12 protein-coding genes are annotated in these 24617 nt (G+C 39.9%); 2 read left to right on the top strand and 10 right to left on the bottom strand.

The annotated features are described in order from the left end of the window. Positions 1–87 precede the first annotated feature (87 nt). The 7 genes from P8O16_RS16990 to P8O16_RS16960 form a co-directional block, all read right to left on the bottom strand. Positions 88–1431 carry a vanadium-dependent haloperoxidase gene (locus P8O16_RS16990; RefSeq protein ID WP_300316601.1) on the bottom strand — a complete coding sequence of 448 codons (1344 nt, stop codon included), beginning with the start codon at positions 1429–1431 and terminating at the stop codon, positions 88–90. Positions 1432–1550: 119 nt separating this feature from the next. Continuing rightward, on the bottom strand, positions 1551–4826 hold the full coding sequence (locus P8O16_RS16985) for a VCBS repeat-containing protein (protein WP_300316600.1): 3276 nt from the start codon (positions 4824–4826) through the stop codon (positions 1551–1553). Continuing rightward, positions 4823–8122, bottom strand: a complete 3300-nt coding sequence (locus tag P8O16_RS16980; RefSeq protein ID WP_300316599.1) for a VCBS repeat-containing protein — start codon at positions 8120–8122, stop codon at positions 4823–4825. The genes P8O16_RS16985 and P8O16_RS16980 overlap by 4 nt, the downstream gene beginning before the upstream one ends. Continuing rightward, a complete protein-coding gene (locus tag P8O16_RS16975) occupies positions 8119–8664 on the bottom strand; it encodes a hypothetical protein (protein ID WP_300316598.1) in 546 nt (181 codons plus the stop codon). The genes P8O16_RS16980 and P8O16_RS16975 overlap by 4 nt, the downstream gene beginning before the upstream one ends. Before the next feature lie 10 nt (positions 8665–8674). Beyond that, positions 8675–11962 (bottom strand): VCBS repeat-containing protein, encoded by a 3288-nt coding sequence (locus P8O16_RS16970; protein WP_300316597.1) that lies wholly within the window; start codon positions 11960–11962, stop codon positions 8675–8677. Positions 11963–12028: 66 nt separating this feature from the next. Then, positions 12029–13516 carry a RagB/SusD family nutrient uptake outer membrane protein gene (locus P8O16_RS16965; protein ID WP_300316596.1) on the bottom strand — a complete coding sequence of 496 codons (1488 nt, stop codon included), beginning with the start codon at positions 13514–13516 and terminating at the stop codon, positions 12029–12031. Between the two features lie 19 nt (positions 13517–13535). Further along, positions 13536–16529: a SusC/RagA family TonB-linked outer membrane protein gene (locus P8O16_RS16960; protein ID WP_300316595.1), complete on the bottom strand. Its 2994-nt coding sequence runs from the start codon at positions 16527–16529 to the stop codon at positions 13536–13538. A 505-nt stretch (positions 16530–17034) separates the two neighbouring features. Here P8O16_RS16960 and P8O16_RS16955 point away from each other — a divergent pair. Beyond that, on the top strand, positions 17035–19689 hold the full coding sequence (locus tag P8O16_RS16955) for a DUF5686 and carboxypeptidase regulatory-like domain-containing protein (protein ID WP_300316594.1): 2655 nt from the start codon (positions 17035–17037) through the stop codon (positions 19687–19689). A gap of 53 nt (positions 19690–19742) precedes the next feature. Here the strand turns inward: P8O16_RS16955 and frr are convergent, their stop codons facing one another. The 3 genes from frr to P8O16_RS16940 all read right to left on the bottom strand — a co-directional run bounded on the left by frr (position 19743) and on the right by P8O16_RS16940 (position 21757). Next, positions 19743–20303, bottom strand: coding sequence for a ribosome recycling factor (frr, locus tag P8O16_RS16950; RefSeq protein ID WP_300316593.1), 561 nt, complete (start codon positions 20301–20303; stop codon positions 19743–19745). A 10-nt stretch (positions 20304–20313) separates the two neighbouring features. Continuing rightward, positions 20314–21021, bottom strand: coding sequence for a UMP kinase (gene pyrH / locus P8O16_RS16945; RefSeq protein ID WP_300316592.1), 708 nt, complete (start codon positions 21019–21021; stop codon positions 20314–20316). 241 nt (positions 21022–21262) lie between these two features. Further along, the gene (locus P8O16_RS16940) at positions 21263–21757 is read right to left on the bottom strand and encodes a biotin/lipoyl-containing protein (protein WP_300316591.1); all 495 of its coding nucleotides are present in this window, start codon (positions 21755–21757) and stop codon (positions 21263–21265) included. A gap of 190 nt (positions 21758–21947) precedes the next feature. Here P8O16_RS16940 and P8O16_RS16935 point away from each other — a divergent pair, with 190 nt between their 5' ends. Continuing rightward, positions 21948–24587: a M1 family metallopeptidase gene (locus P8O16_RS16935; RefSeq protein ID WP_300316590.1), complete on the top strand. Its 2640-nt coding sequence runs from the start codon at positions 21948–21950 to the stop codon at positions 24585–24587. Positions 24588–24617 lie beyond the last annotated feature (30 nt).

Below are 24617 nucleotides of genomic sequence, written 5' to 3'. Positions count from 1 at the left end.
TAACCTTGCAAAAGGGTCATTTATTGATCAAAAAATAACTTTTTCCAACAGGAATAAAAAAAGCAGCCATTTCTGACTGCTTCCGATTTAGTTTTTCGATGCCAGTTTTTCCGGCTTAGTACTGATTCTTGACCAGATAAATTCCCCAATTTGGGTTCCTTGCTTGACGCCATCTTCGATGGCAGGCATGTAGTGAATTCCCCCATAAAAACGACTGATAGCGGCTTCTTTTGCTGCGCTGCTGAAGGAGTCAAATTCCCGGATCGGTAGTCCGTAAGCTACTTCCGAACTGTCAACCAAATGAAATTGATCTCCAAAGAGTTGTCCCAGCGTGTAAGCTGAGGCAGCTGAAGCCACAGAATGACCACTGGTATGTTCAGGGAAAGGTGGAGTCTGCAAAAGAGGCACCCATTCTTCATCGATATATTGATTGATGTAAGTTTCCGGTCGGATTAGTTTGCTTCGGTATTTTTCATCCCAGCAAGAGATAAAAGCTTCGTTTAGAGAAATCCCAGTCAAAGCAAACGCTTCTGCTGTTCCCTTCCAGTCTTTTCCTGCTCCTTTTGCTGCAATGGCAGCGATGCTCATCCAGTGACCTCCCGGAGTGATTTTTTTCTCGGCAAACATCACGTGTCCTTTGACATTGACCTTGTAAGGGTTACAATCCCAAAACAGCGCAATTTCTTGCTGCTCTTCGTTTGCATTAATAGCTGCCTGATAGACTTCATCAGCAAGATTGTAGAAGGGAGTCCCTTTTTCTGTAGAGAATGGAGGCGGAGCCAAAGGCTTAAACTGGGCTGCAGAATCCAACACGAAAGTTCTGATCTTATTCCAATGTGGCTCGATTCCTTCCATGTAGGCTGGAGGAGTAGGTTCCCATGTTCCAAGATCACCCGTGACTGTGTACTTAGGAAAGGAGCGGCTTTGATGGTAATTATCTCTTGATGAATATTCTTTTACCGCTGCTGCTACTTCTTGTCCGAAGGCAATAGATGCTTCAAATACATCATCCGGAATTCCCTTTTCTTTCAACTCAGCGTAGGCTGCATCTCGATGCTCGTTCATCATTTCTTCAGAGAAGATTAAAGCGGTGCCCATAGAATAATAGGCCGCTAATGATGCCAGAGGTGGGTAAACTTTTTCAGAAGGATTGAAATCTTTTTTTTCAGAACCTCTAAGCTGGCCAAAAAGGGAAGCATATGCTGGATCTACAGCTGCTGCAACTTCATAGGCAGCCAGCGAAGAATAGGAGTAAATTCTTGCGGCAACTGGCGGTGAGAAAATATCATGAATAATAACTTGGGTTACTCGATCTTGAGCCTGATTCAGGTAATGACCATCTGTGATTGCATTGGAATAGTCTACCGGTTCTTGGCAGGAAAAGCCAATTAGGATGATTCCAGAAAGCAGGAGAATTTTTAGAATTCGCATAGTTGAGATGAACTTGATAAGGCAAATTTAATAAATCAGGGAGTAATGACATAAATTCCACTGATTCAATTGGAAAGGGATCTCAAAGCTAGGGGATTTAAAATTGCATGCAAATGACATTAATCAACTTTAACCCAATACAATCCGCCATTATTGCTAGCAGCTAATTGGTATTCTTTTTCTATTATTTTGATGGGTTTGAGTTGTCGGATTTCAGCCTGATTTGGAATGTCATGATCAACTTTCATTTCGATCCATTTCCCATTTTGGAATTTAAAGGACTGGAAAGCCATCGCTGTGTTTTTTCCTAAGTCCACTCGGAAATCACTGAAATTGCCAGCTAGATTAAGCTTTTGACTTTTCTCATCCCAAACTAGTGCCTTGATAGGACTTAGCTGAGCCAAATATGGGAAAGGGGTGAATTGAAATGAACCATCAGTTTGCTGAATATAAGCACCAGATCGAAATTCATACGCTGGTTTCTTATTAACGATATCCAAAATTTCTTTTGGAAAAAAATCACTGGGTTGACTGCTTTTCGCATAATCGACATAGGAGGTATGTCTTCGCTTCAAACTTGGGATTTGTTTGATCAAGTCATCTCGAGTCCCGAGAGGAACAAGTTTTTCACCCATATAATGGAAAATAAGCGGATCGGCTTGCCCATTGCCATCGAAATCATGGTGGTAAAACCAGACAGGTTTTTCCGGACTCGCTTTCAGCTTAGAGTTAAGGCCTAAATTTCCGGTCAGCAAATCGATTCTTCCGTCACCATTTACATCCGCTGCCAAGAGACTTTCGATCCAACCTGCGGATTTTTCCAGTCCTACAATTACTTTTTCCTGAAAGCTATTTTCGGCAGTCAATCCAAAAACTCGAATAGCTTGCCAATCGCCACTCAGGATTAATTCCTTTTGACCATCATTTTCAAGATCTGCCCAAATAGCAGCATTGACCATTCCGAAATCGATTTGTTGCCCAAATTTGGCTAGAGTTTCATCTTTGAAAAAGCCGTTCCCTTGATTTACAAGCAATGAGCTTTTGGGACTAGCTCCATAATCTCCGGTGACAATCGATGCTCCCACGAAGATGTCCAAATCACCATCTTGATCAAAGTCATGGATCGCAATGCTGGAAGTGTTTTCACCAATTGGAGGCAAAGCATTTGGGATAAAGTTGAATCCACCTTTACCATCCCCGAAATAGATCCGATCAAAATTAAAAAGATTCCCACTTGTGTACTCATTCCCGGCACTGCCGATGTAAAGGTCTAAATTCCCATCTCGGTTGAAGTCTGCAAATTCAGCCACCACATCTTCAGCTTTGGCGAGTTGGGAGAATATCTGGCTTGGGTTTGACGTAAAATTCCCTGCGGCATCTTGAAGGAAAATAGCTCCGGCTTGATCTTTTGCTCCACCCAGATAAACATCTTCAAGGCCATCACCATTTACATCGCCGACCGCCAACGCAGGTCCCTGCGAAGCAAGACTCTTAGGAATTAAATATTCCCGCTTCGTCTCATCAATTTCATTTTTTTCCTCGTGTCTCCAAGCTATGATAGGGAATTCCGATTGAGCTGACTCCAGAATTTGATTTTCAGAGAATGATTTTCCAGTTCCCTGAACCAGCGAGTTCTTTGCTCCAACAGTCAAACTGGTAAATGATTCAAAATTTCCATCAGGCCACCTTACCCTTACCGAGTCTACTTGGCTGATTTGACCTAAGCCTAAGACAAGGGAAGCAGTCGAGCCAGATTGAAAGCCACGTGTGGAGGAGTTGAATTGATGCCAAGATTTGTCGTTGGCAAAGACAGATACTTTTGCTCCGATTCCAAATGGATTCAATCCACTTCCTTTTAAATCAATGGAAATGGAAGAATTTCCGCTTTTCTCCGAATGATTTTGATAGATAAAAGCAGGTTGGTCCAAGTTGTTAATTACCAGATCTAAATCCCCATCGTTGTCCAGATCTGCATAGGCTGAGCCATTGGAATAGCTGGGTTGGTCGAGCCCCCAAGCTTTGCTTTCATTAGAAAAATGTAATTCTGAACCCTGACGAAAAGTATAATTGGGCAGCTTGACCGTTGGAAGGAGCTCGATCTGATTCTTTCGTAACTCTTCCATTTTAGTATTAGGATCGACTTCCTGACTGTACTGGATAAAGTCCAAGTCGTTTGGACGCTTCACAATTCCATTAGTGACATGGATATCCTTGAGGCCATCATTATCCATATCAAAAATCAAAGGAGACCAGCTCCAATCGGAGGCAAAGACGTCTGCGTACAAAGCGATTTCGCTAAAGCCTTTTTCACCTTGATTCAATTGCAAATGGTTTCGAACGTATTGATCGGAATAGCCAAATTGTTTTTTGATCTGATATACTTCGGCTTTGTCTTCCCCTACCGATTTCATCCAAATCTCAGGATCCTCAGGAAGCATATCCGTAGTGAAGATTTCAGGTAAGCCGTCGCCATTCAGATCGCCAAGATCATTTCCCATGCTATACCGACTGGTATTTGAGATCAAAGAATCCAGAGATTCTTTGAAAGTACCATTCTGTTGATTCAGATAGAGGTAGTCATTTTCAGTGAAATCATTGGAGATATAGAGATCTGGCCAACCGTCATTGTTGACGTCATCAACAGCAATTCCAAGTCCAAATCCCAAAATACTCGAATAGATTCCTGCTTCTTCCGTCACATCCACAAATCCTCGCTCACCCTCAACTGCAAGATTTTTAAACAGACGATCGCCTTCTGAATCAAGTTTGGTTCGATTGATCGCTTTGGCAAAAACCTCTGGGGATTTGACAGAATGATTCAAGAGATACATGTCCAGATCTCCATCTCGATCGTAATCGAAAAAAGCTGCCTGTGTACTGAACCCTTTGAAATCTACCCCGTAAGCCTCAGCCAAGTCAATAAATGTCTCATCTCCCTGATTGATATAGAGCTTATTTTTTCCACTTATCTGTTTGTAATCCCCAACCTGGCAGACATAAATATCCAAGAGTCCATCACCATTGACGTCAGCCATAGTCACCCCTGTGGACCAACCTCCATCACCTGAAACTCCGGCTTTATCGGTGATATCCTCAAATTGAAATGCGCCTTTGTTGAGGTAAAGTTTATTGGATACTTGATTCCCGGAAAAATAAAGATCAGCTAGTCCGTCATTATTAATATCGCCAATAGCAACTCCTCCGCCATTGTAGAAATAGAGGTATTCGAGGATGTTTAGCGAGTCTGTTGAAGTGAGTTTGTTTTCAAAATCAACACCCGATTTTTCAGATGGAACTAGCTCAAAAAGGCTGGGTTCTTTTTCCTCTTTGCAGGAAAAGAAAGCGATTGAAGCTAGCGCAAATACAATTAGAGGAATAGATTGGTTCTGCTTCAAAACTTCCAAATTTCTGCGTTTCCACTATTCTTCACAAAGAGGAGTTTGTTGGGAGCAATTTTTGAAATCGCCCTAATATCTCCAAAAAGCTTCAAACCATTCTCAGCATTTGGCCAGAAACGGAATGTCCCGTCTCCATTTCCAAGAAGTACTTCACCATAGCTAGCATCGTATTTACCGACTTCAGGCTTGGCTTGAGTCAGATTTCCTGCCAAGATCAAATCCAGTTTTCCATCCTTATCTAGATCCTCAGTGTGTATGGCAAAAACGTAAGATCTCTGAGCCATTCTTGGGAAGGGCTTCCACTCAAACTTGCCATTTCCTTGATTCATCAACACGCCGGATTCCAGGTTATTCAATTCGTTTACGATGGATCTGGAGATCACTTCGGGAGGAAAAATCTCCGAAAACGTCTGATTATTATAAGTCTCATATTTGATATACCGCTTCTTAATGATCGGAATCTGCTTTTCCAGTTCATGTTTTAAAACATAAGGAATCTGCTGTCCTCCAACTTCTCTGACAAAAAGATGCTCGATGGATCCGTTTTGATCGAAGTCATTCAAGTACATTTTGACAGGTGTATCTACCGATGCTTTGAATCTGGAATTAAATCCGTTATTTCCCAAAATCAAATCAGGAAGACCATTTCTATCCAGATCGGCAACTTCCAAAGTCCGGTACCAACCTTTGAGATTTGACAGCTCAGGCATTTCGATTTTATCCAGTTTTCCGCCGGTATTCCTGAAGAAAATCGGTGCGGTCCAGTCACCCACAAATATCAAATCCGCTTTTCCATCTCCATCCCAATCCGTGACTTTCCCATCTGTTATCATTCCCAATTCATTGAATGCAGGAGCAAGAGCAGCGGTTTGGTTGGAGAAATTCCCTTTTCCATCATTGATCCAAATGTTGCTGGAAGCAGGCGCTCCATACACATAGGGTACAAGCCGTGTGCCTACGATCAGATCTATTGCCCCGTCCTCATTGAGGTCAATTGGTAAGACCACAGCACTACTTTCAGTATTCGTTTCAAACCCAGCAAAGCTCTTGGTGAAATTTCCTTTTCCGTCATTCAAGTAAAGCCGATCGGATAGTTCTGTTGACGCTAATGGGAATTCATTTCCGCCGGAGCAGACATAGAGGTCTGAATAACCATCTAGGTTTGCATCAAAAAATAGGGCGTCAGTATCTTCGGAGTTTGCATCTGAAACAAAAGCAACTTGCTCAGAGAGCACATAGCTTCCAGTTGAATTTCCGAGATAGAGTTTTCCTTCAAATCCTTTGGCTCCGCCAAAATAAAGATCTTCAATTCCATCTCCATTTACATCAGCTTTTGCAAAAGCTGGACCTTCTGTAGAATACATATGGTAGGTCAGACGATCTCGATCAAAATCAACCATTGGATTCTCTTGATGCAAAAAGTCTAATTCTTCCGATTCGGACTGCTTGAATCTTGGTGTCTTTTTAGTCGCAAAGAAGGTTTCTCCAGCAGGAATATCAGCTGCGTCAGACCATTTTAATGTAAGAAGTTGATCGGCTGGAATGTTTTCCAAAAGTGTCAATTTCCCGTCTGGCCAAAGCACTTTGATTTTCTCGATCTGAGATTTGTTTCCCAAACCTATTGTCAATTTGGGGTCTACAGATGATTGGAATCCCCGATTTGGAATTTGTTCGGTATAGAATAATTCTCCTCCGGCTATCACTTGGATCTGTGCTCCAATTCCGGCCGTATTTGCTCCTTTACCTTCAAGTTGAAGTTGGATGAAATGATTTTCAGGCGAAAGCGTCCGCCCCATATTTTTGAAAATTGAAGCAGGGCGATTCACATTACTGACCACCAAATCCAAAGTCCCATCATTGTCCAAATCACCATAAGCGGCTCCATTGGAATGAATCGCTTCGCCAAGGCCCCATTGCTCAGCCATATTCTCAAATTTCAATTCTCCGAGATTACGATAGGCAAAATTTGGGATTGGATTGATTGGAATAGGGTCGATTAATGCCTTATAATTTACTCCGGATTCGGAAATGATTTTCACCTTGGTCTCGTCATCATCGATAAAATTCAGGTAATCCAAATCCGTGATGTCTTGGTAGATTCCATTTGCCACGAAGAGATCCCGCTTGCCATCATTATCCATGTCAAAAAGTAGCGCTCCCCAGCTCCAGTCTGTTGCTTCTACATTTGCAAGTCTACCCATTTCGCTGAATGTGCCATCACCATTGTTGATATGAAGCATATTTCTGGAGAATTGGTAATGATATCCGTGGGTTTTATTGAATTGAAATTTATCCCAGTTTTCAAAAGTGGTGACTTGCTTCAATCGAGTAGGGGAGTCAGGAAGCATGTCCGTAACGAAAATATCCAGCAATCCATCTCCATTGATATCGGCGATATCTGCTCCCATTGAAGCTGCTGAAATAGATTGCATCGCAGATTCTAGTGATTCGGTAAAGGTTCCGTCCTGATTATTGATGTAGAGGTAATCCTTCTCAAAGAAATCATTCGAAATGAAAATGTCCGGCCAGGTATCCTGATTCACATCGCCGATGGTGATTCCAAGTCCAAAGCCGATGATCGAGCCGTAAATACCAGCTTCTTCACTGACATCTACAAATCGATTTCCATCATTTCTAAAAAGTTTATCACCGCCCACTTCATCTCGTTTGGGGCGCTCATTTTGCATTTTATTGAAGGTACCAATGGCCTGATAGCTGTTGTTTAGCAAATAGACATCCAAGTCGCCGTCCTTATCATAGTCAAAGAAAACCGCATGGGTGGAAAATCCTTGATCAGCCAAACCGTAAGCCTCCGCTTGTTCGGTAAAAGTCCCATCCCCATTATTGATGAACAGCTCATTTTGCTTATTGTCTCCTGAGATATCTCCAGAATTGCAGACGTAAATATCCAAAAGTGAATCGCCGTTGACATCTGCCATGGCCACTCCGGTACTCCATGCACGGCTTCCCGCAACCCCTGCTTTTTGAGTTACATTTTCAAATTTAAAATCACCTTGATTGAGGTAAAGCTGATTAGGTCCAAGATTGGCAGTGAAATAAATATCCAGCAAGCCATCATTATTCACGTCACCAAGTGCTACTCCGCCACCATTGTAATAATTACGGTAAGTGAAGATATTGAATGATTCATCAAAAATAAGGTCGTTTCGAAAGTCTACTCCAGACCGCTCTACTTTGATTTGTTCAAATAGAGGTGGGATGGAAGGCTCCTTTTTTTCCTGACAAGCCAATACAAGCAGGAAAGCCGAAAAAGCTAAAAGTTCTTTTTTCATGCCGGCTCTTTTGCTTGTTCTTTTTTGAATTTTAAATCCATAATCTCAGCTCGGACAATAGACTCATGTTTTTTGAAAATCCGGATTCGTCTATTTCCATCTATTTTCACAAATACAATTTGAGTCTTGTCTTCATTAGTCACTTCGAAAAAGCCTGGGCCAAACCATTGTTCATAAAATGCCACAACATCTTCTCGAAGCTTTTCCACAGCTAGGTCTTCGTTCCATGGAGCCCAACCTTCATAAGTAAATTCTACTGGCATCATGTAGATTTTATCATCCTCAAATTTGGGGTAAAATCTCATTTTGGCGGGGTTGCCAGAAGGAAGTTCGGCGGCATATTCAATGGAGAGTTCACCAGGTCCATTTGTTAACACGCCCTGTTTGTTCAAATCCCAGCAGGTTTCGTAAAATTTCTTCTTATCCATTCCCAGTTCTAAGCCAAGAAAAATCTCATTTACTATTTTTCCAGAAGCGAGTTCTCGGCTTTCTACTTTTTCATATTCAGATTTGCAAGAGCTCAGCAGGACAAGTGCCGTCATGATGACAAGTTTAGCGGATCTCAAAAGCGATTGGGTTTTCATTTGTTCTAAATACTAGTAAATAGTTACGGTTTTTGATTTTTATTTGGGTAAAATCACGGATTTCACCAGGGACGAAAAGTCCACTTTCCTCAGGAAGAAAGCACTTCCAAGAGCCATCGGCCTGCAATTCGATTAGCCAGCCGTAGCTTCCCATTTGGGAGCCTAGTTCAGGTTTGATCCTGCTTTGGTTTCCACCTATTGCAATCTGGATTTTTCCACTTTCAGAAATGATTTTTTCCAATGCATACACAGGAGCTTGCTGAATTTCGGAGGGGATTTGACTTTCTTTAAACCTGCCGTTTCCCTCATTTAACCAAAGGGTCGTTTTTAATGTTTGCGCCCGCAAAGTTATTGATTTTGAAAGAATAGATTCTGGAAAAAGTTCCTCCAAAGTCCGATCCTTGTAGGAATCATAGGTAATTAATTGCTTTCGTAAGGAAGGGATTTGCTTCAAGATTGTATTCTTCATGACCCAAGGAATTGAACTTTTCCCATCGAAGTCTACAAGAATCTGTTCTATGGCCCCGTTTTGATCAAAATCATTCACAAGCATCCGCAGTTCATGGGTTGAATTAGATTTTAATCTGGTATTCAATCCCCGGTTTCCTGCGAAAATATCTGGTTTTCCATCTCCATTTAAATCATCTATCAAAAGGGAATTCCAGAGCCCAAAAGTATTTTCAAAACCAAAATCAGCGGTTTTTTCGATGAACTTGCTATCGACCAAACTGAATATTCGGATTTGCATCCATTCCCCAGTTACAATTAATTCTGTATTTCCATCTCCATCCAAGTCCTCGAATGCTCCAGCTGTCAGCATGCCCAAAGTCTTTAAATCTGGAGCTATTTCTGACGAAATATTTCTGAAAATTGCTTTCCCATTATTTTCCCAGAAAGTAATCCCAACCGGTATCCCATAGGCGAATGGAACCGTCCGTTCACCAATAGCTAAATCCAGATCTCCGTCCTGATCCCAGTCATTGGCAAGGACAAATGAAGTCGGAGTAGCCGGAAAGTTGGTCTCAATTTTTGTGAAATTCCCTTTTCCATCATTCAGATAAACACGATCCGAATAGCGAGAGTCATTCATTGGAAATTCTAAACTTCCGCTGGCCAAGACCAGGTCTGGAAATTGGTCCCCATTTAAATCATTGAAATAGGCAGTCACATCTTCAGAGTCCTTGTCAGCTTCAAAAGCTGGTTGGTTAGACTTCTTGAAAGTGCCGTCTGGAGCTTGAATTAATAGTGTGGAAGAGATTGCTTTTGAACCTGGGATGAAAATATCCTCCATTCCATCACCGTTGATATCTGCTTTTGTAACCTTAGGGCCTTCATCGCTGATCATCCAAAATCGAAGCCGGTCACGATCAAAATCAATAAAATCATTTTGAATTTGGCTGAAAGGTAAGTTAAGATCTGCTTGCTGAAGTGGCAACTTTGTAGGTAAGCTTCTTTCCTTCAAAAAATTTCCATTTTTCTTTTCAGGTTTAAGCTCTTGGTTTGTTGAAATCCCTTCCAATAAGGTTACCTGATTGTCCGGCCAAATAATTTTTACAGAATCGAGAGTCAAGATATTCCCCAGTCCGAAATGGAGTTTCTGATCTACAGATGACATGTATCCTTTGACTGGTTGAAATTCTTGGTAAAATGATTTTCCTTCCGCATAGCAAATCACTTTTGCTCCAAAAGAATTTCCAAGATCTACTTTTAGAAAATTGCCATTCTTATTTTCAACAGTAAGATTTTGAAAAATAAAGGCGCGTTCGTTGAGGTTGTTGACGATCAATTCCAAATCACCGTCATTATCTAAATCCCCATAAACTGCCCCCGAGCTAAAAGTGAGTTGATCCAAACCAACCGAATTGGCAAGATTTTCAAATTCCCAATTCCCCTTGTTTTTATACCAGTAATTTTGCTGAGGTACGGAAGGAAATTCGTCAATCATCTTGGTTAACAAAACAGAATCGGCTCGGAACTCATTGATATTTTCTTGATTGTTGAGGTAGAAATCCACAAAGTCGAAATCAGTCAAATCTTTGACAATTCCATTGGCAACGAAAATATCTTTGAGTCCATCATTGTCAGCATCAAAGATCAGGGCTCCCCAGCTCCAATCCGTCGCGTGCACGCCTGCTTGGCGCGACACTTCAGTAAAGACAGGAAGATTACTTCCTGGCCGAAAGCCTAGATTCCGTTGGAGCGTATTTCGGGTAAATTGATGGTGGTATCCTGCCTGGAAATTTGCTTGCGATTTGTCCCAATCCTCAAATGGAGTTTTGGTTTTAACCCGGGTCATGTCCTCAGGAAGCATTTCTGTTACAAAAATATCAGGGTGGGTATCATTGTCAAGATCGGCAATATCAGCACCCATGGATCCAAGGCTGATTTCAGGAAGAAGTTCTGGAAGTGATTCTTTGAAAGTCCCATCCTGATTATTTAGGTAAAGGTAATCGCGTTCAAAAAAATCATTGGAGACATATAAATCCGGCCAAGAATCATCGTTTAAATCTGCTACAGTTACTCCAAGTCCGTAGCCAATGACGCTTCCGTAAATTCCAGCAGCAACACTTACATCAGTGAATTTAGACCCATCGTTTCTATAGAGTTTATTTCCACCCTCCGGATCGCGCTCTTCTCTTTGACCTTTTCTGAGGTCGAATATTCCCACAGATCGTCCAGAATTAGAAAGCAGATACATATCCAAATCGCCGTCTTTGTCAAAATCAAAAAAGACAGCATGCTGAGAAAGGCCCGAATCAGCGATTCCATAAGTTTGAGATTGTTCCGAAAAAGTCAGGTTGCCTTGATTGATAAAGAGCTCATTATGTCGTTTTTCTCCACCGGGAGGGCCGGATTTGCATACAAAAATATCAAGAAGCCCATCGTTGTTGATGTCTACCATACTTACTCCGGTGGACCAAATGCCATCAGATGCTAATCCAGCATCCACTGTAATATCTTTGAATTTAAGGTTGCCTTGATTGAGGTATAGTTTATTTGAGGTTTGATTTCCTGCGAAAAAAACATCAAGGAAGCCATCATTATTTATGTCTCCCAATGCTACTCCGGCTCCATTATAAAAGTTGCGGAAAGTGTATGGGTTTACCGATTCTGTATAATGCAGATCATTTCTGAATTCGATTCCTGTTGATTCGGAAGAGAGGAGTTTGAAAAGTGTAGGGTTAGTTTGTTTTTCCTGATTGCAGGAAAAAAGAAGGATTAAAATCAGTGTAATCGGATTTCGATGCTTCTTCATGAGTATTTGAAAAAAAAGGAAGTGCACAAATGTACACTTCCTTTTAATTGGGTGATTTAATTTAAATTAATAACCTGGATTCTGTACTAAGCTTGGGTTAGCATTGATCTGCTGTAATGGAATTGGGAATAAAGCTCTGAATGGCTCTGATTGACCTTTTTCCCACCATGGCTGGTTGAATTTTCCGAATCTGATTTGATCAGTTCTTCTAGAAGCTTCAGCAAACATTTCAAAACCACGCTCATTATACAAATCATCTAAAGTAACTGCTGCCAAAGGTGCAACACCTGCTCTGCTTCTTACCTGATTAACTGCAGTAAGCGCTGCTGCAGTTTTTCCTTGACGGAAAGCTGCTTCAGCTTTTACCAAAATAATATCAGCTAGTCTGAAGAGTGGATAATCATTACTCAAACTTGACGCTGCACCGGTGGCAAATTCAAATTTTCCAACACGCACACCGGCTTGTCTGTATGCATTTGGTGCTAGTTGATTAATCTCTGGAGTGAAAGTCAACGGCTGTCCGTCAGGATCATTTGCTTCGGCAGAGATGTCATTTAATCTAGACCCGTCAGCGGCAAACTGAGGACCTTCTAAGAATGAGCTTTTTCTGATATCTGAATCATCAAAAGAATTGTAAAACTCTTCCAAAGAAGCATATCCATTCCATGGTTGCTCTTGTAGGTTGTATGTGTTTTGGCTTAGATAATGAAGCGTCATTTGTACCAAGTTGAATCCACCAGCATTATCCTGATCATAAGGAAGGGTCAGAATGTTTTCAGTAGAACCACCATTTCTTGTCGAGAAGTTAGAGAAGAAGTTTGTGGTCAATGAATAAGGACCAGCTATAACTTCGTCAGCAGCAGCTTCAGCTTCAGCCCACTTTGCTGTTCCGGTATAGATTTCAGCATTCAAATACAACTTAGCAAGAATTGCCTGAGCACTGTAATAGTTCAGGGTCGTCTTGGTATCTGCCTTAGGAAGAAGGTCAATATTCTCTTTGATTGAAGACTCAATAAAGTTGAAGACTTCCTGACGGCTATTGTTCGTTGGATTACCCCCTGAAGATGCTTCTGTAATGATAGGTACATTTCCAAAACTATCAATCAACCAAAGGTAAACCAAAGCTCTTAGTACCTTCAATTCAGCATTCAATGCTACTACATCTGGATAAGAAATGATCAAGTTGTTAATTTCACCTACAGCTGTGTAACAATAATTCCAAGAGTTGTTGAAAGCCTCGTCAGATGGCTGCCAAGTATGTCTATGCATTCTCAACCAAAGCCCACCATCTTCCCAGTCAGCTCCTTTTTGAGGGATTGCCATCTCATCAGATGCTACTTCATGAATAGACCAAATACTATTGTGACCACCCCAGCTACCAACGATTCTTGAATAAGCAGATGCTTTCAAAACGTCAATCAATTGGGGGTTTGTGCTATTGGCGATGTCCTCAGCAGTAACTCCATCGAGTACCTCCTGATCGAGCTCCCAGCATGATCCCAGTAGAAATACTGCGGGGATCACTAGACAGATTTTACTTATATATTTTAACATATCTCTGTGATTTGATTGATTACTTAAAGTTTACAGTTACACCCAAAGTGAATGATCTGGTTTGGAAATAAGTATTTCTTCTTTCAATTCCCGGAGAAAGAGAAGAAGTAAAACCGTTTCCGTTTTCAAGGTCAGTTACTCTGATTTCAGGATCAATACCTGTGTAACCCGTTATTGTAAATAGGTTCTGTGCAGCGAAGTACACTCTAAAGGAATTCAAATTAGGAGAATTGGTTTTGAAGTTATATCCTAACTCCATGTTGTCCAATCTTACAAAAGATGCATCCTCAACGTATGAACTGTTGAATGTAGGGGTAGAAGTTACCAAAGGATTTGTTGGTGTTTTATCAGTGATAACAGAGTTCCAAGTGTTTGAAGCAGGATCTCCGTTTTCATAGAAACCTCTGTAAGAGTTATACAAGTCATGACCCCATGCACCTCTGAAGAAGAAACTCAAATTCCACTGACCGTAAACAAAGTTGTTTGCAAAACCAAACTCACCTTTTGGAAGACCGTTACCAAGCTTCTCAAACTCATCTGGATCAGTTGTAGAAAGGATATACTCACCACCGTCGGTTAATCCTAATAATCTTGGACCATAGATGTCACCCAAAGTCTGACCAACTCGATTGTAGATTATTGGATTGTTATTTTGTCCAGGAGAACCTGGAGTAGCAAATCTCAATTCGTCAAATCCTAACTCACCTGCAGAAAGACTTTGGATTTGAGTTTTGTCATAAATGGTGAAGTTGATATTTGGAGTCCATTTCACAGCACCCAAATCGATTCCATTTACTCCCAAAGCAAATTCAAAACCAGCTGCTCTTAAGTCTGCAAGGTTCACCCAAGTAGATGATGCAGTGTTGAATCTTCCTGGATCAAAAGGGTTAGGAGCACCAGTTGCTACCGGTACGTTGAAGAGTAGATCTGAAATGTTTCTAGTGTAATAATCCATGCTACCAGTCACCTTGTCATTCCATAACCCGAAATCGATACCAATGTTAAATTCTTTTTTGGTTTCCCACTTCAAATCCTGGTTTGGATTGGAGTTTTGAACGATACCTACGAATACGTCATTTTGAGTAAGTGGATCACCGTCAATATCAATTCTGTTTCCGTTTCCAAAAACACCCAAGGATAAAGTTGGTGATGGAGGAAGGTTACCTGTTACACCATAAGAAACTCTTGGCTTGAACTGATTGAAGATACCCATATCGAAGATTTGGGTAAAGTCAGCACCTGCACTCAAAGCTGGAAATACACCAGTTTGGTTGTTGGCTCCGAATCCAGAATAAGTTTCAGCTCTTACTGAAGCAGAGAAGAAATACGTGTTGTTATAGTTGAAATTTGCTCTTCCAAAAAGAGAGTTCAACTGATCCTCATTTGCAAAGGAAGATACATCAGTATTGTTACCTAATCTGATTGAACCAGCTCCAAGGTTATCCCATCCTAGATCGAAAAGATATTGTCTAACTCTGGCATTGAATCCTTGATTTTTTGTGGACTGCATTGCAACACCACCCAATAGAGTCATATTCAAACCGTCAGTAATATCCTGCTCATATCTGATTGTAGATTCGAAGATTTTTTGTTGTCTGTCAAAAGTATTTCGTTGAGCAGATCCACCAGCTCCAAATCCAACTTGAAAATCTTGTCTAGACCAGAAAGCTCCAGAAAGTGTATTTCTTCTATCTTGAGAATACTGAGCAGAAACTGTCAAGTTTGGCCTGATATCGTACTCAACTCTATAAGATGCAAGAGAAGTTTTAGTCTCACCTATGAATTTCTGCTGGTTGGCCAAAGCCACTGGATTATAGAAATCAAAAAGATCTCTCTGGAAATAACCTCCAAATCTATTGTTCGCATCTTCAGTGTTTTCGAAGATTGGAGCAGTTGGATTATAAAGTGTTGCATATCGGAACGCACCGTCGTTAATATCCTCTGAGTCTACATTAGAAAATGAAAGGTTGATATTGAATCTAAGTTTGTTGTCTAGAGCACCTTGTGAGATGTTTAATCGAGTGTTTAAACGCTCATTTTTTACACCGTTAACAATACCTTGATTATCTCTCCAGTTTACAGAAGCCATGTAGTTGGTATTATTAAAACCACCCGATACGCTAGCATTTGTAGTATAAGAGAAAGCATCAGAAATTAACTCTTCTCTCCAATCTGTATTGCTTCCGAAATCTGTACCTCCTCTAGCTACAAATTCTTCTGCTGAAAGTGTTGGGATTAAGTTAGTAGCTTGATCCATCGTACCAAAAGTGTTGATTGATACTGCTGTTCTACCGTCTTTATTTGCTTTCTTGGTTGTAGTAATCAAAATCACACCTGATGAACCTCTTGCACCATAGATTGCTGCAGCGGATCCATCTTTCAACACATCGATTGACTGAATATCATTTGGATCGACGTTTTCAATAGATGCTCCGATGACCCCATCTAATACAATTAGTGGAGAAGAGTTTGCACCGAAAGTAGAAAGACCTCTAAGTCTTATATTGGTTGCTCCGTTAGGGCTACCTCCTGGTCTAGTGATAGATAGTCCAGCTACTTTTCCTTGGAGTAATTGGGCTGGATTGGAAACGTTTCCTCTGTTGAAGTCTTCTGGTTTTACACCGACTACTGCTGAAGTAATTTCCTTCTTATCCTGAGAACCGTAACCAATCACAACAGCTTCCTGAAGGCTCTGAATGTCCTCCTCTAGGTTTACAGTGATGTTACTTTGGTTTCCGATCTCTACCTCCTGTGTGGTGTAACCAATAAAAGAGATAACCAGAATTTGATCTCCTGGCTGCACCTCGATTGTGAACTTACCGTCAAGGTCTGTCGCAACACCCCGCGTTGTGCCTTTGATCAATACAGTTGCTCCTGGAACTCCATCTCCAAGAGTAGCATCCAATACAGTTCCTGTAACAGTCCTGTTTTGGGCATTGGATACTATGCTGACACTGAAAATCAGAGTCAAAGCAAGCAGCAATGTCTTTAGTTTTTGTAAATGATTTCTCATAGGGTTTTTTGTTTGATTGAAAAGTGAAATAGGTATGAGTACTTATTTTCAAATCTAAAGTCAGGCATATATTTCGAATTTGCAATTCTTAACAGTTGGTCTACTATGATCTTAAAAAACAGCGATTTAAAAGAATTATATATATTTTAATGAAAAATTAACAATTCATTAATAATATGGCTGAAATGATAACGGAAATCGATTTCCATTTGTGAATAATTAAAAAATCAAGTTTTTTTTAATTATATGAAAATTTTCCCCTTTTTGAAAAAGTCTCATAAACTCTTGATTTAAACATTTTTAAAAAATTTAACAAAGTCCATTACAGAAGGGTAATTATTTTAGATAATTTAGTTTTAGTGAATTTCGTTTTTGCTCGGGATTGTCATTAATATTTTCATCTATCATTCAAACCTTGTTTCCTGCATTCATAAAATTCTTCAAAACCGCTCGTGCAACTCAATCGTTACTATCTGCATCTTTATATAAAACAAGTAAACTCATAATGACCAAACTATATAATCAGGTTTTTCTACTATTTGGTTTTTTTCTTTTTATCTCATTTTTTAACTCTGCCATGTCACAGGGCATAAGAGGTCAAGTCATAACAAATGAAGGTGAACCGCTTCCTTATGCCTCGGTTTATATCCGAAATCTAGGGGATGGTGTGCCAACCAATGAAGAAGGGAAGTATGAGTTTAGGTTGAAAAAGGGGGTTTATGATGTCTTGGTTCAATACCTCGGGTACAAGTCAAAAGTGGAAACAGTCATCATTACTGATGAAAGCTGGAAAGAACTGAATTTTGAATTAGATCCGCAGATTTATACCCTAGGGACAGTTGAAGTCAACGCTGGTGCTGAAGATCCCGCCTTGACCATCATGCGAAAGGCAATTGCAAAGGCAAAGTATCATAGGCTACAAATTCAGAAATATTCCATGACCGTTTACCTTAAGGGAACTGGTCAGCTCACGGACGCGCCTTTTTTCTTGAAAAAGACTTTGGAAAAAGAAGGTTTAAACCTGAATGAATCCTATACCTCAGAATCAGTGTCCAGGATCACTTTTACCCAACCGAATAAAGTAGAGGAAAAAGTGATCTCAATTCGTACTAATGGAGATAATCAAAGTACATCGCCTGCACCTTACATCCAGACCAGTTTCTATCAGGAGAAAATCAATGATATTATCTCACCACTTTCTAGGGCAGCTTTCCAATATTATAGATTCAAGTATGAAGGGAGTTTCTTTGATCAAGATGTTTTGGTTAGTAAAATCAAAGTCACTCCAAGGTCACCTGGAGAGCAGGTCTTTGAGGGCTATATCTACATTATTGAAGACTTATGGGCGATTCATAGCTTAAACCTTCAGACCTCATACCTCGGATTTCAGATTCAAGCTACGCAGCAATATGCCCCGGTGGCCGAAAATGTATGGATGCCCCTCACTCACCAATATAAATTCGGAGGAAAGATTTTTGGATTTGAAGGAGATTTCAAATACTTGGCTTCGACAAGGGAGTATGAGATTGAACTTAATCCGGATCTTGAGCAAGTGCCTGAAATCATCGATGAAAAGGTTCAAGAAGTACCTGCAGAAGCAGCTGATTTTAAAAAGTCAGTCTCTGCCTTGGAGCAGCTTTCTACGGAAGAACCCATGACCCGAAAGGAATATCGAAAGCTGTTGAATGAGTATGAAAAAGAGTCTCTAAAAGAGCGTGAAAACAGTGATGTAGTTGTAGAAAGTTATTATGAAGTAGATTCCATGGCCAAGAAATACAATCAGGCTTATTGGGACAGTATTCGTCCAGTTCCTCTTACAGAAAAGGAAATCGAAGGTTATTCCCGAGATGACAGTTTGGCAACCATTGAAGCCGCTAAGGTGAGCGAGGTAGATTCTGTGGCCAAAAAAGCCAGGAGGAAATTAAAGCCATTGGATTTCATGAATGGTGGTTCTTATAGTTTTGGAAAGGGAGTGTCCATTGGTTTTAATCAAAACTGGACCAAAATGTCTTTTAATACTGTGGAAGGATGGAAAGTAGGAATGGGACTTTATTACCGAAAAAGTCAAAGTATTAAGCAGGCGGATAGTGTCACTGTCCTTCGTAAAAGTTTCAACATAGAGCCTGAGCTTCGCTATGGTTTTTCAAGTAATCGATTTTATGGAAAAGTAGATTTCCGCTGGTCAAATACCTTACCTCTGTCTGGAACTACTTTTGGCTTTAGAGGCGGACGTTATATTTATCAATTTAATGCCGAAGAACCCATTAATGAGCAAGTGAATGCATTTTACTCCTTGCTTTTTAGGCAAAATTACATGAAGCTTTTTGAGCAGGACTTTGCCGGGACATATTGGGCCCATCGGGTGAATTATGGTTTCACCTATCGAGCTACGTTAACTTATGCAAACCGAAGACAATTATTTAATGCTTCAGATTATAGTTTTTACAATAAACCAGAGCGGGAATACACGCCTAATCAACCAGAAAATGTAGAAACAACTGATAATTCCTTTGTGAATCATGAAAGTCTAAAATTAGTAGCATCGATCGAATGGAGACCTGGCATTCGGTATGGAATTCGGAACGGTAGAAAATACGCTTTAACGGATCGTTCTCCTTTGGTAGAATTTACCTATCGAAAGGCATTTGGAAATGTTTTTGGAAGAGATGGGAATGCCTCAGATTTTGATCATGTTTCCATGAGTTTTAAACATGATTATAATTTCGGAGTAAGTGGAAAGCTCGACTTCAATGTTACTGCTGGAACATTCTTAAATAATAACCAGGTGTTTTTTCCTGATTTTCAGCACTTTGGGGGTAATCGGACAGTCTTCTCTAACTTCGGACCTGCTTCCAATTACCGGTTTATGGATTATTATAAGTACAGTACCAATTCAAGTTATTTTTCCGGTATAGTCCATTATCAGTTTAGAAAATTCCTGCTCACACAACTTCCTATGCTTCGATTTTCCGGGGTAAGAGAAAATATCTTTTTCAACTATCTCAAAACTGAAAACTCCCCACACTATTGGGAAATTGGCTATTCCTTGGATAATCTCTTTCGGATTTTCCGAGTTGAATTCGGGGCTGGTTTTGAAAATGGGAATTACCTCCGAGGAGGAGCGAGGTTCGGAGTAGCCACTTTCATTCAGGTAAATTAAAAAAAAGAGGCAAACAAGTGATTGTTTGCCTCTTTCAAGTTTTATGTGAAAGATTAGACTTTCATAATATCGATTTCTTTTTTCGCCAGGAGCTCGTCAATTTTCACTGAATAGCTGTCTGTGAATTTTTGAACTTTCTCTTCAGCCCGCTTGATGTCATCTTCCGATGCGCCATCTTTTTGAAGCTTTTTTAATTCATCGTTGGTGTTTTTGCGGACGGTACGCAAAGATATTTTTCCTTCTTCGCATTCATGCTTTGCCTGCTTCACAAGGGAAATTCTTCGCTCTTCTGTCAACGCAGGGATAGTCAGGATAATAATCTCTCCATTATTTTGAGGAGCTAAGCCTAAATCTGAATTGATAATGGCCTTCTCTATTTCTGAAATCATCGTCCGCTCAAATGGCTTAATAGCCAAAGTTCTTGCATCCGGTGTATTGACAGAAGATACCTGATTCAAAGGAGTTGGTGCTCCATAGTACTGTACCATTATGCCGTCTAGCATATTTGGCATTGCCTTTCCTGCTCTGATTTTTACTAATTCTGCAGCGGTGTGATCAACCGCTTTTTGCATCAATTCTTGTGCTTCGTCAAGATATAGTTCGATTTCTTCCATGATTTTATTCTTATGAAGTGATCAACGTTCCTATTTTTTCTCCTTTTATTAATTCACTTAAGTTTCCATCTTTATTCATATCAAAAACGATAATAGGAAGATTGTTCTCCTGACAAAGTGTAAAAGCTGTCATATCCATTACGTTTAGGTTCTTTTCATACACATCATGAAAAGAGATGGTGTCATATTTCGTAGCGGTGGGATCTTTTTCTGGATCTGCAGTATAAACTCCATCAACACGGGTACCTTTCAGGACAACTTCAGCTTCTACTTCAATTGCTCTTAAGCTTGCTGTTGAATCTGTAGTAAAGTAAGGGTTGCCTATTCCGGCGCCGAAGATCACGATTCGACCTTTCTCCAAGTGCCGAATTGCTCTCCTGCGGATGAAAGGTTCGCAGACACTTTCGATCTTGATTCCAGACATCAATCTGGTGTACATTCCACCTTGCTCAAGTGCACTTTGGAGTGCCATCGCATTGATCAAAGTTGCAAGCATACCCATATAGTCGCCTTGTACACGGTCTATTCCTGATTTTTCAGCTTGCACGCCTCTGAAAATATTGCCTCCTCCAATGACGATTGCAATCTCCACTCCCATTTCTTTCACCTTTTTGATTTCTTGGGTGTATTGTTGAAGCCTATTGGGATCGATACCGTAGTTCTTTTCTCCCATTAGAGCTTCGCCACTGAGTTTGAGCAATATTCGCTTGTATTTCATTTGTTTATAATTGTTTTTTTTGGTCACATTGAATCTCGCATGGCTTCCCCTGTAAATATCGGGGCAATCCAGTGTGTGACTTTGTAGTCATGCTCGATTTCATTTGTTTATTTGTTGAATTCAGGCTGTTTTTGTCGATTAATTGAAAAAGTCATCGATCTAAAAAGACAAATCAGATAACCGATTGGAATCAAATAATCCACCAAATATAATTTCTTCAATTCATTATGCTAGGCAAAAATTAAAATTGAATCAAAACCTGATTCTTTTCCACGCTGTCCTTCAAATTTACTTTTACCGATTTCACCTTCCCATCTCCAGGAGCTTTGATGATATTTTCCATTTTCATTGCCTCAAGAATTAAGACGATATCGCCCTTTTTCACCTCATCGCCTTCTTTAACTTTCAGATCCAAAATCAAGCCTGGCATTGGCGCTTTGATATCTTTCAAGGCTGAGGAGGAGGCTATGTTCATTCCTAATTTTTCAAGCAACAAATCGTTCTTGTCTTTCAGTTGGAGTGTCGCCATCTTCGTTCCTATTCTAATCTGCACTGTTTTGGATTCTTTGTCAAAATCCAGAAGTTCAGCTTCGATTGATTTGTTTTGAAATATTAGATGTACTCTGCGATCTGAAATCCATCTTAAGTCCCAAAGGATGGGCTTACCATTCACGGCAAGCTGCTCATCGGTTTTTTCCACCGAATAGCTGGTGTTTTGATTAATAACTGTAAACATTCCTGTTAATTTGAAGTCGAATATACAATTTCCTTTCAAAGGAGGCTGTTTTCTTTAGCTATCAATATGAAATCGAGCATAACGAGAACTTCACATACAGGGAAAAATATCTGAAATGCGAGATTCTCCCGATCCCGATAAAAATCGGAACCGGACAGGCTATGTGGCCTTAAAGAAAAATTATAATCATATGAAACAAATCGACTTAATGCCTCAATCTCCATCGAAATTCTCCCCTTTTTTATTTATCATTTTAATGGGAGCGGGTTTTTTTTCCTGTAAATCAAATTCTATCATTCAAAACCCACAAGATATTCAAGAAGAGACTGTTAATGTACCAGTTAACTGGACATCCTCTGAGAATAATCTGAAAGAGATAGAGCAAATTCAATTGAAAAAGGAATTTGAGATTGAATCCTACAGAGCCTCTCAGCCAAGGGCCTTCGATATAATACATACCACGCTAGACTTGGCGTTTGACTATCAAAATCAAACAGTCATCGGGAAGGCAGAACTGCTGATCAAGCCGTTTAAATATCCTCAAAAAACACTTTTCTTAAATGCTCAAGATTTTGAAGTCGATGAAATAATATATACCAGAGGAAAAGAGAAGAAGTCACTTGATTCTAGCTATGATGGACAGGAATTAACCATCAATTTACCCGAAGAATTGACTGAGAAAGACACATTTGAAATAGTCTTAAAATACATCGCTTTCCCCAACCGAAATCCCGGAACAGGGAGTGAAGCGATCACTGACACAAAAGGACTTTATTTTATTGATCCCTTGGACACCATTCCAGGTAAACCAACAATGATATGGACTCAGGGAGAAACCATGCATAATTCCAAATGGTTTCCCACAATTGACCACCCGAATGAACGTTTTACTCAGAAAATTAACTTGGTGGTACCTGATTCTTTGATCACCATTAGCAATGGCGAATTGGTCCATCAACAGAAATTAGGAAATGGATTACGAGTAGATTCTTGGGAAATGAAGCTGCCTCATGCCCCGTATTTAGCTGCCTTTGCAATAGGAGATTTTGGTAAAGTAAAAGACAGTTGGGAAGGTATTGATTTAGGGTATTTTGTAGAAAAAGGTTTTGAAAAAGGGGCTGAAAAAGTCTTTGAAAACACTCCGGAAATGATCGGTTTCTTTTCTGATTTAACGGGTGTAAGATTTCCTTGGCCAAAATATGATCAAGTAGTAGTTCGGGATTTCGTTTCTGGAGCGATGGAAAACACTACTGCTTCTATTTTCATGGAAGAATTACGATTGACAGAGCGCGAAGCAATTGATTCGGAGTGGGATTATATCATTGCACATGAGTTATTTCATCAATGGTTTGGCGATTATGTCACTGCGGAATCCTGGTCAAACCTCACTTTAAATGAAGCATTTGCGAATTACAGCGAATTTCTTTGGAATGAATTTAAGTACGGAGAAGATCAGGCTAAACTCAAATTGATTGCCGAAACAGAAAACTATTTTGCTGAGGCGGAATTAAAAAAAGTGGATTTAATTCGGTTTCAATATGCTGATGATGAGGATATGTTTGATTCCCATAGCTATTCAAAAGGAGGGTTCATTTTGCATATGCTTCGTGAGTTTCTCGGAAAGGAAGTTTTTTATGAAGGTTTGAATATCTATTTGACCACTCATGCCTTTCAAAGTGTAGAAGTTCATGACCTAAGATTGGCTATGGAAAAAGTCAGTGGGCTGGATTTAAATTGGTTTTTCAATCAATGGTTTTTGGATAAAGGCCATCCTGAACTTACTGTGAAGGTCGATTATTCAGAGCCAAAAAATATTTTGATTTCGGTTTCTCAAACTCAGGATTTGGAAAGATTTCCATTATTTCAGCTGCCAATCGAGATTAGTTGGTATGCCAATGAAAATAGATTTTCCAAAAAGTTTTTTTTAAATAAAGCCAATCAGGAATTTGTTCTAGAAGTTGGAGAATCGGTAGATCAGGTATTTTTCGACGAGAAAAAAAATCTTTTGGCAGCAGTAGTTATTGAAAAAAGTGCAGAAGAATACCGTCAGCAATTTCAAATTTCAAAGGTTGGGATTGCCCGCTATGAAGCTTTGGATAGCCTGATGGCCAAAGAAGCACTTGAGGAATTGGGAATCATTATTAGTCAAGCCATTTCAGATGATTTCTGGGCTATCAGAGAGTCCGGATTGAGAATCTTGCAAGGAAATACATCTTGGTTAGATCAAAATGCTGACTTGGAAGATTTGATTTACTCAATGGCTGAAAAGGATCTGAAAAACTCAGTAAGAGCAGGTGCTATCGATGTTTTAGCAGAATATAATCCAGTGAAATACCAAAGTTTATTTAAGATGCTGTCCAATGACAGTTCTTATTTAGTCGCAGGATCAGCCTTAATGGGATTAATGGCGGAAGGGATTGATTTGGAAGAGGAATTTTTAGAGCGGTTTGCTTCAGAAACAAATTTCAGGATTGTAATTCCAATGGCGGATTTTTACATCATAAATCCTGTAAAAGGAAAAGGGGAATGGTTTCAATTCCAACTAAGTAGCTTGTCAGGAGAAGGACTATATTTTTTTCTTGGCTATTATGGGGAGTATTTTAGCCGTTTTCCAGAAGAAGGGAAATCAGAAGCTATTGTAAAGCTTTTTGAAATAATGGAAAGAAATTCCAAATCATTTATTCGATTGGGAGCCTTTCAGGCACTACTTGCTTTCACAGATGAAGAGGCTGTTGTAAAGGAATTGTCTAGGCTAGCAGCCTTAGAAACTGACTCAGAATTAAAAATGTATTACCAGTATTTTTTAGAAGCCATAAAATCTGAAAATTAAGCCGTTGATTTCTAATAGCTTGTAAATTAT

The organism is Algoriphagus sp. (assembly GCF_029254265.1).
Classification (GTDB): Bacteria; Bacteroidota; Bacteroidia; order Cytophagales; family Cyclobacteriaceae; genus Algoriphagus.
Note: the sequence above shows the minus strand (reverse complement) of the source record. Positions and strands in the feature narration are given on the sequence as shown.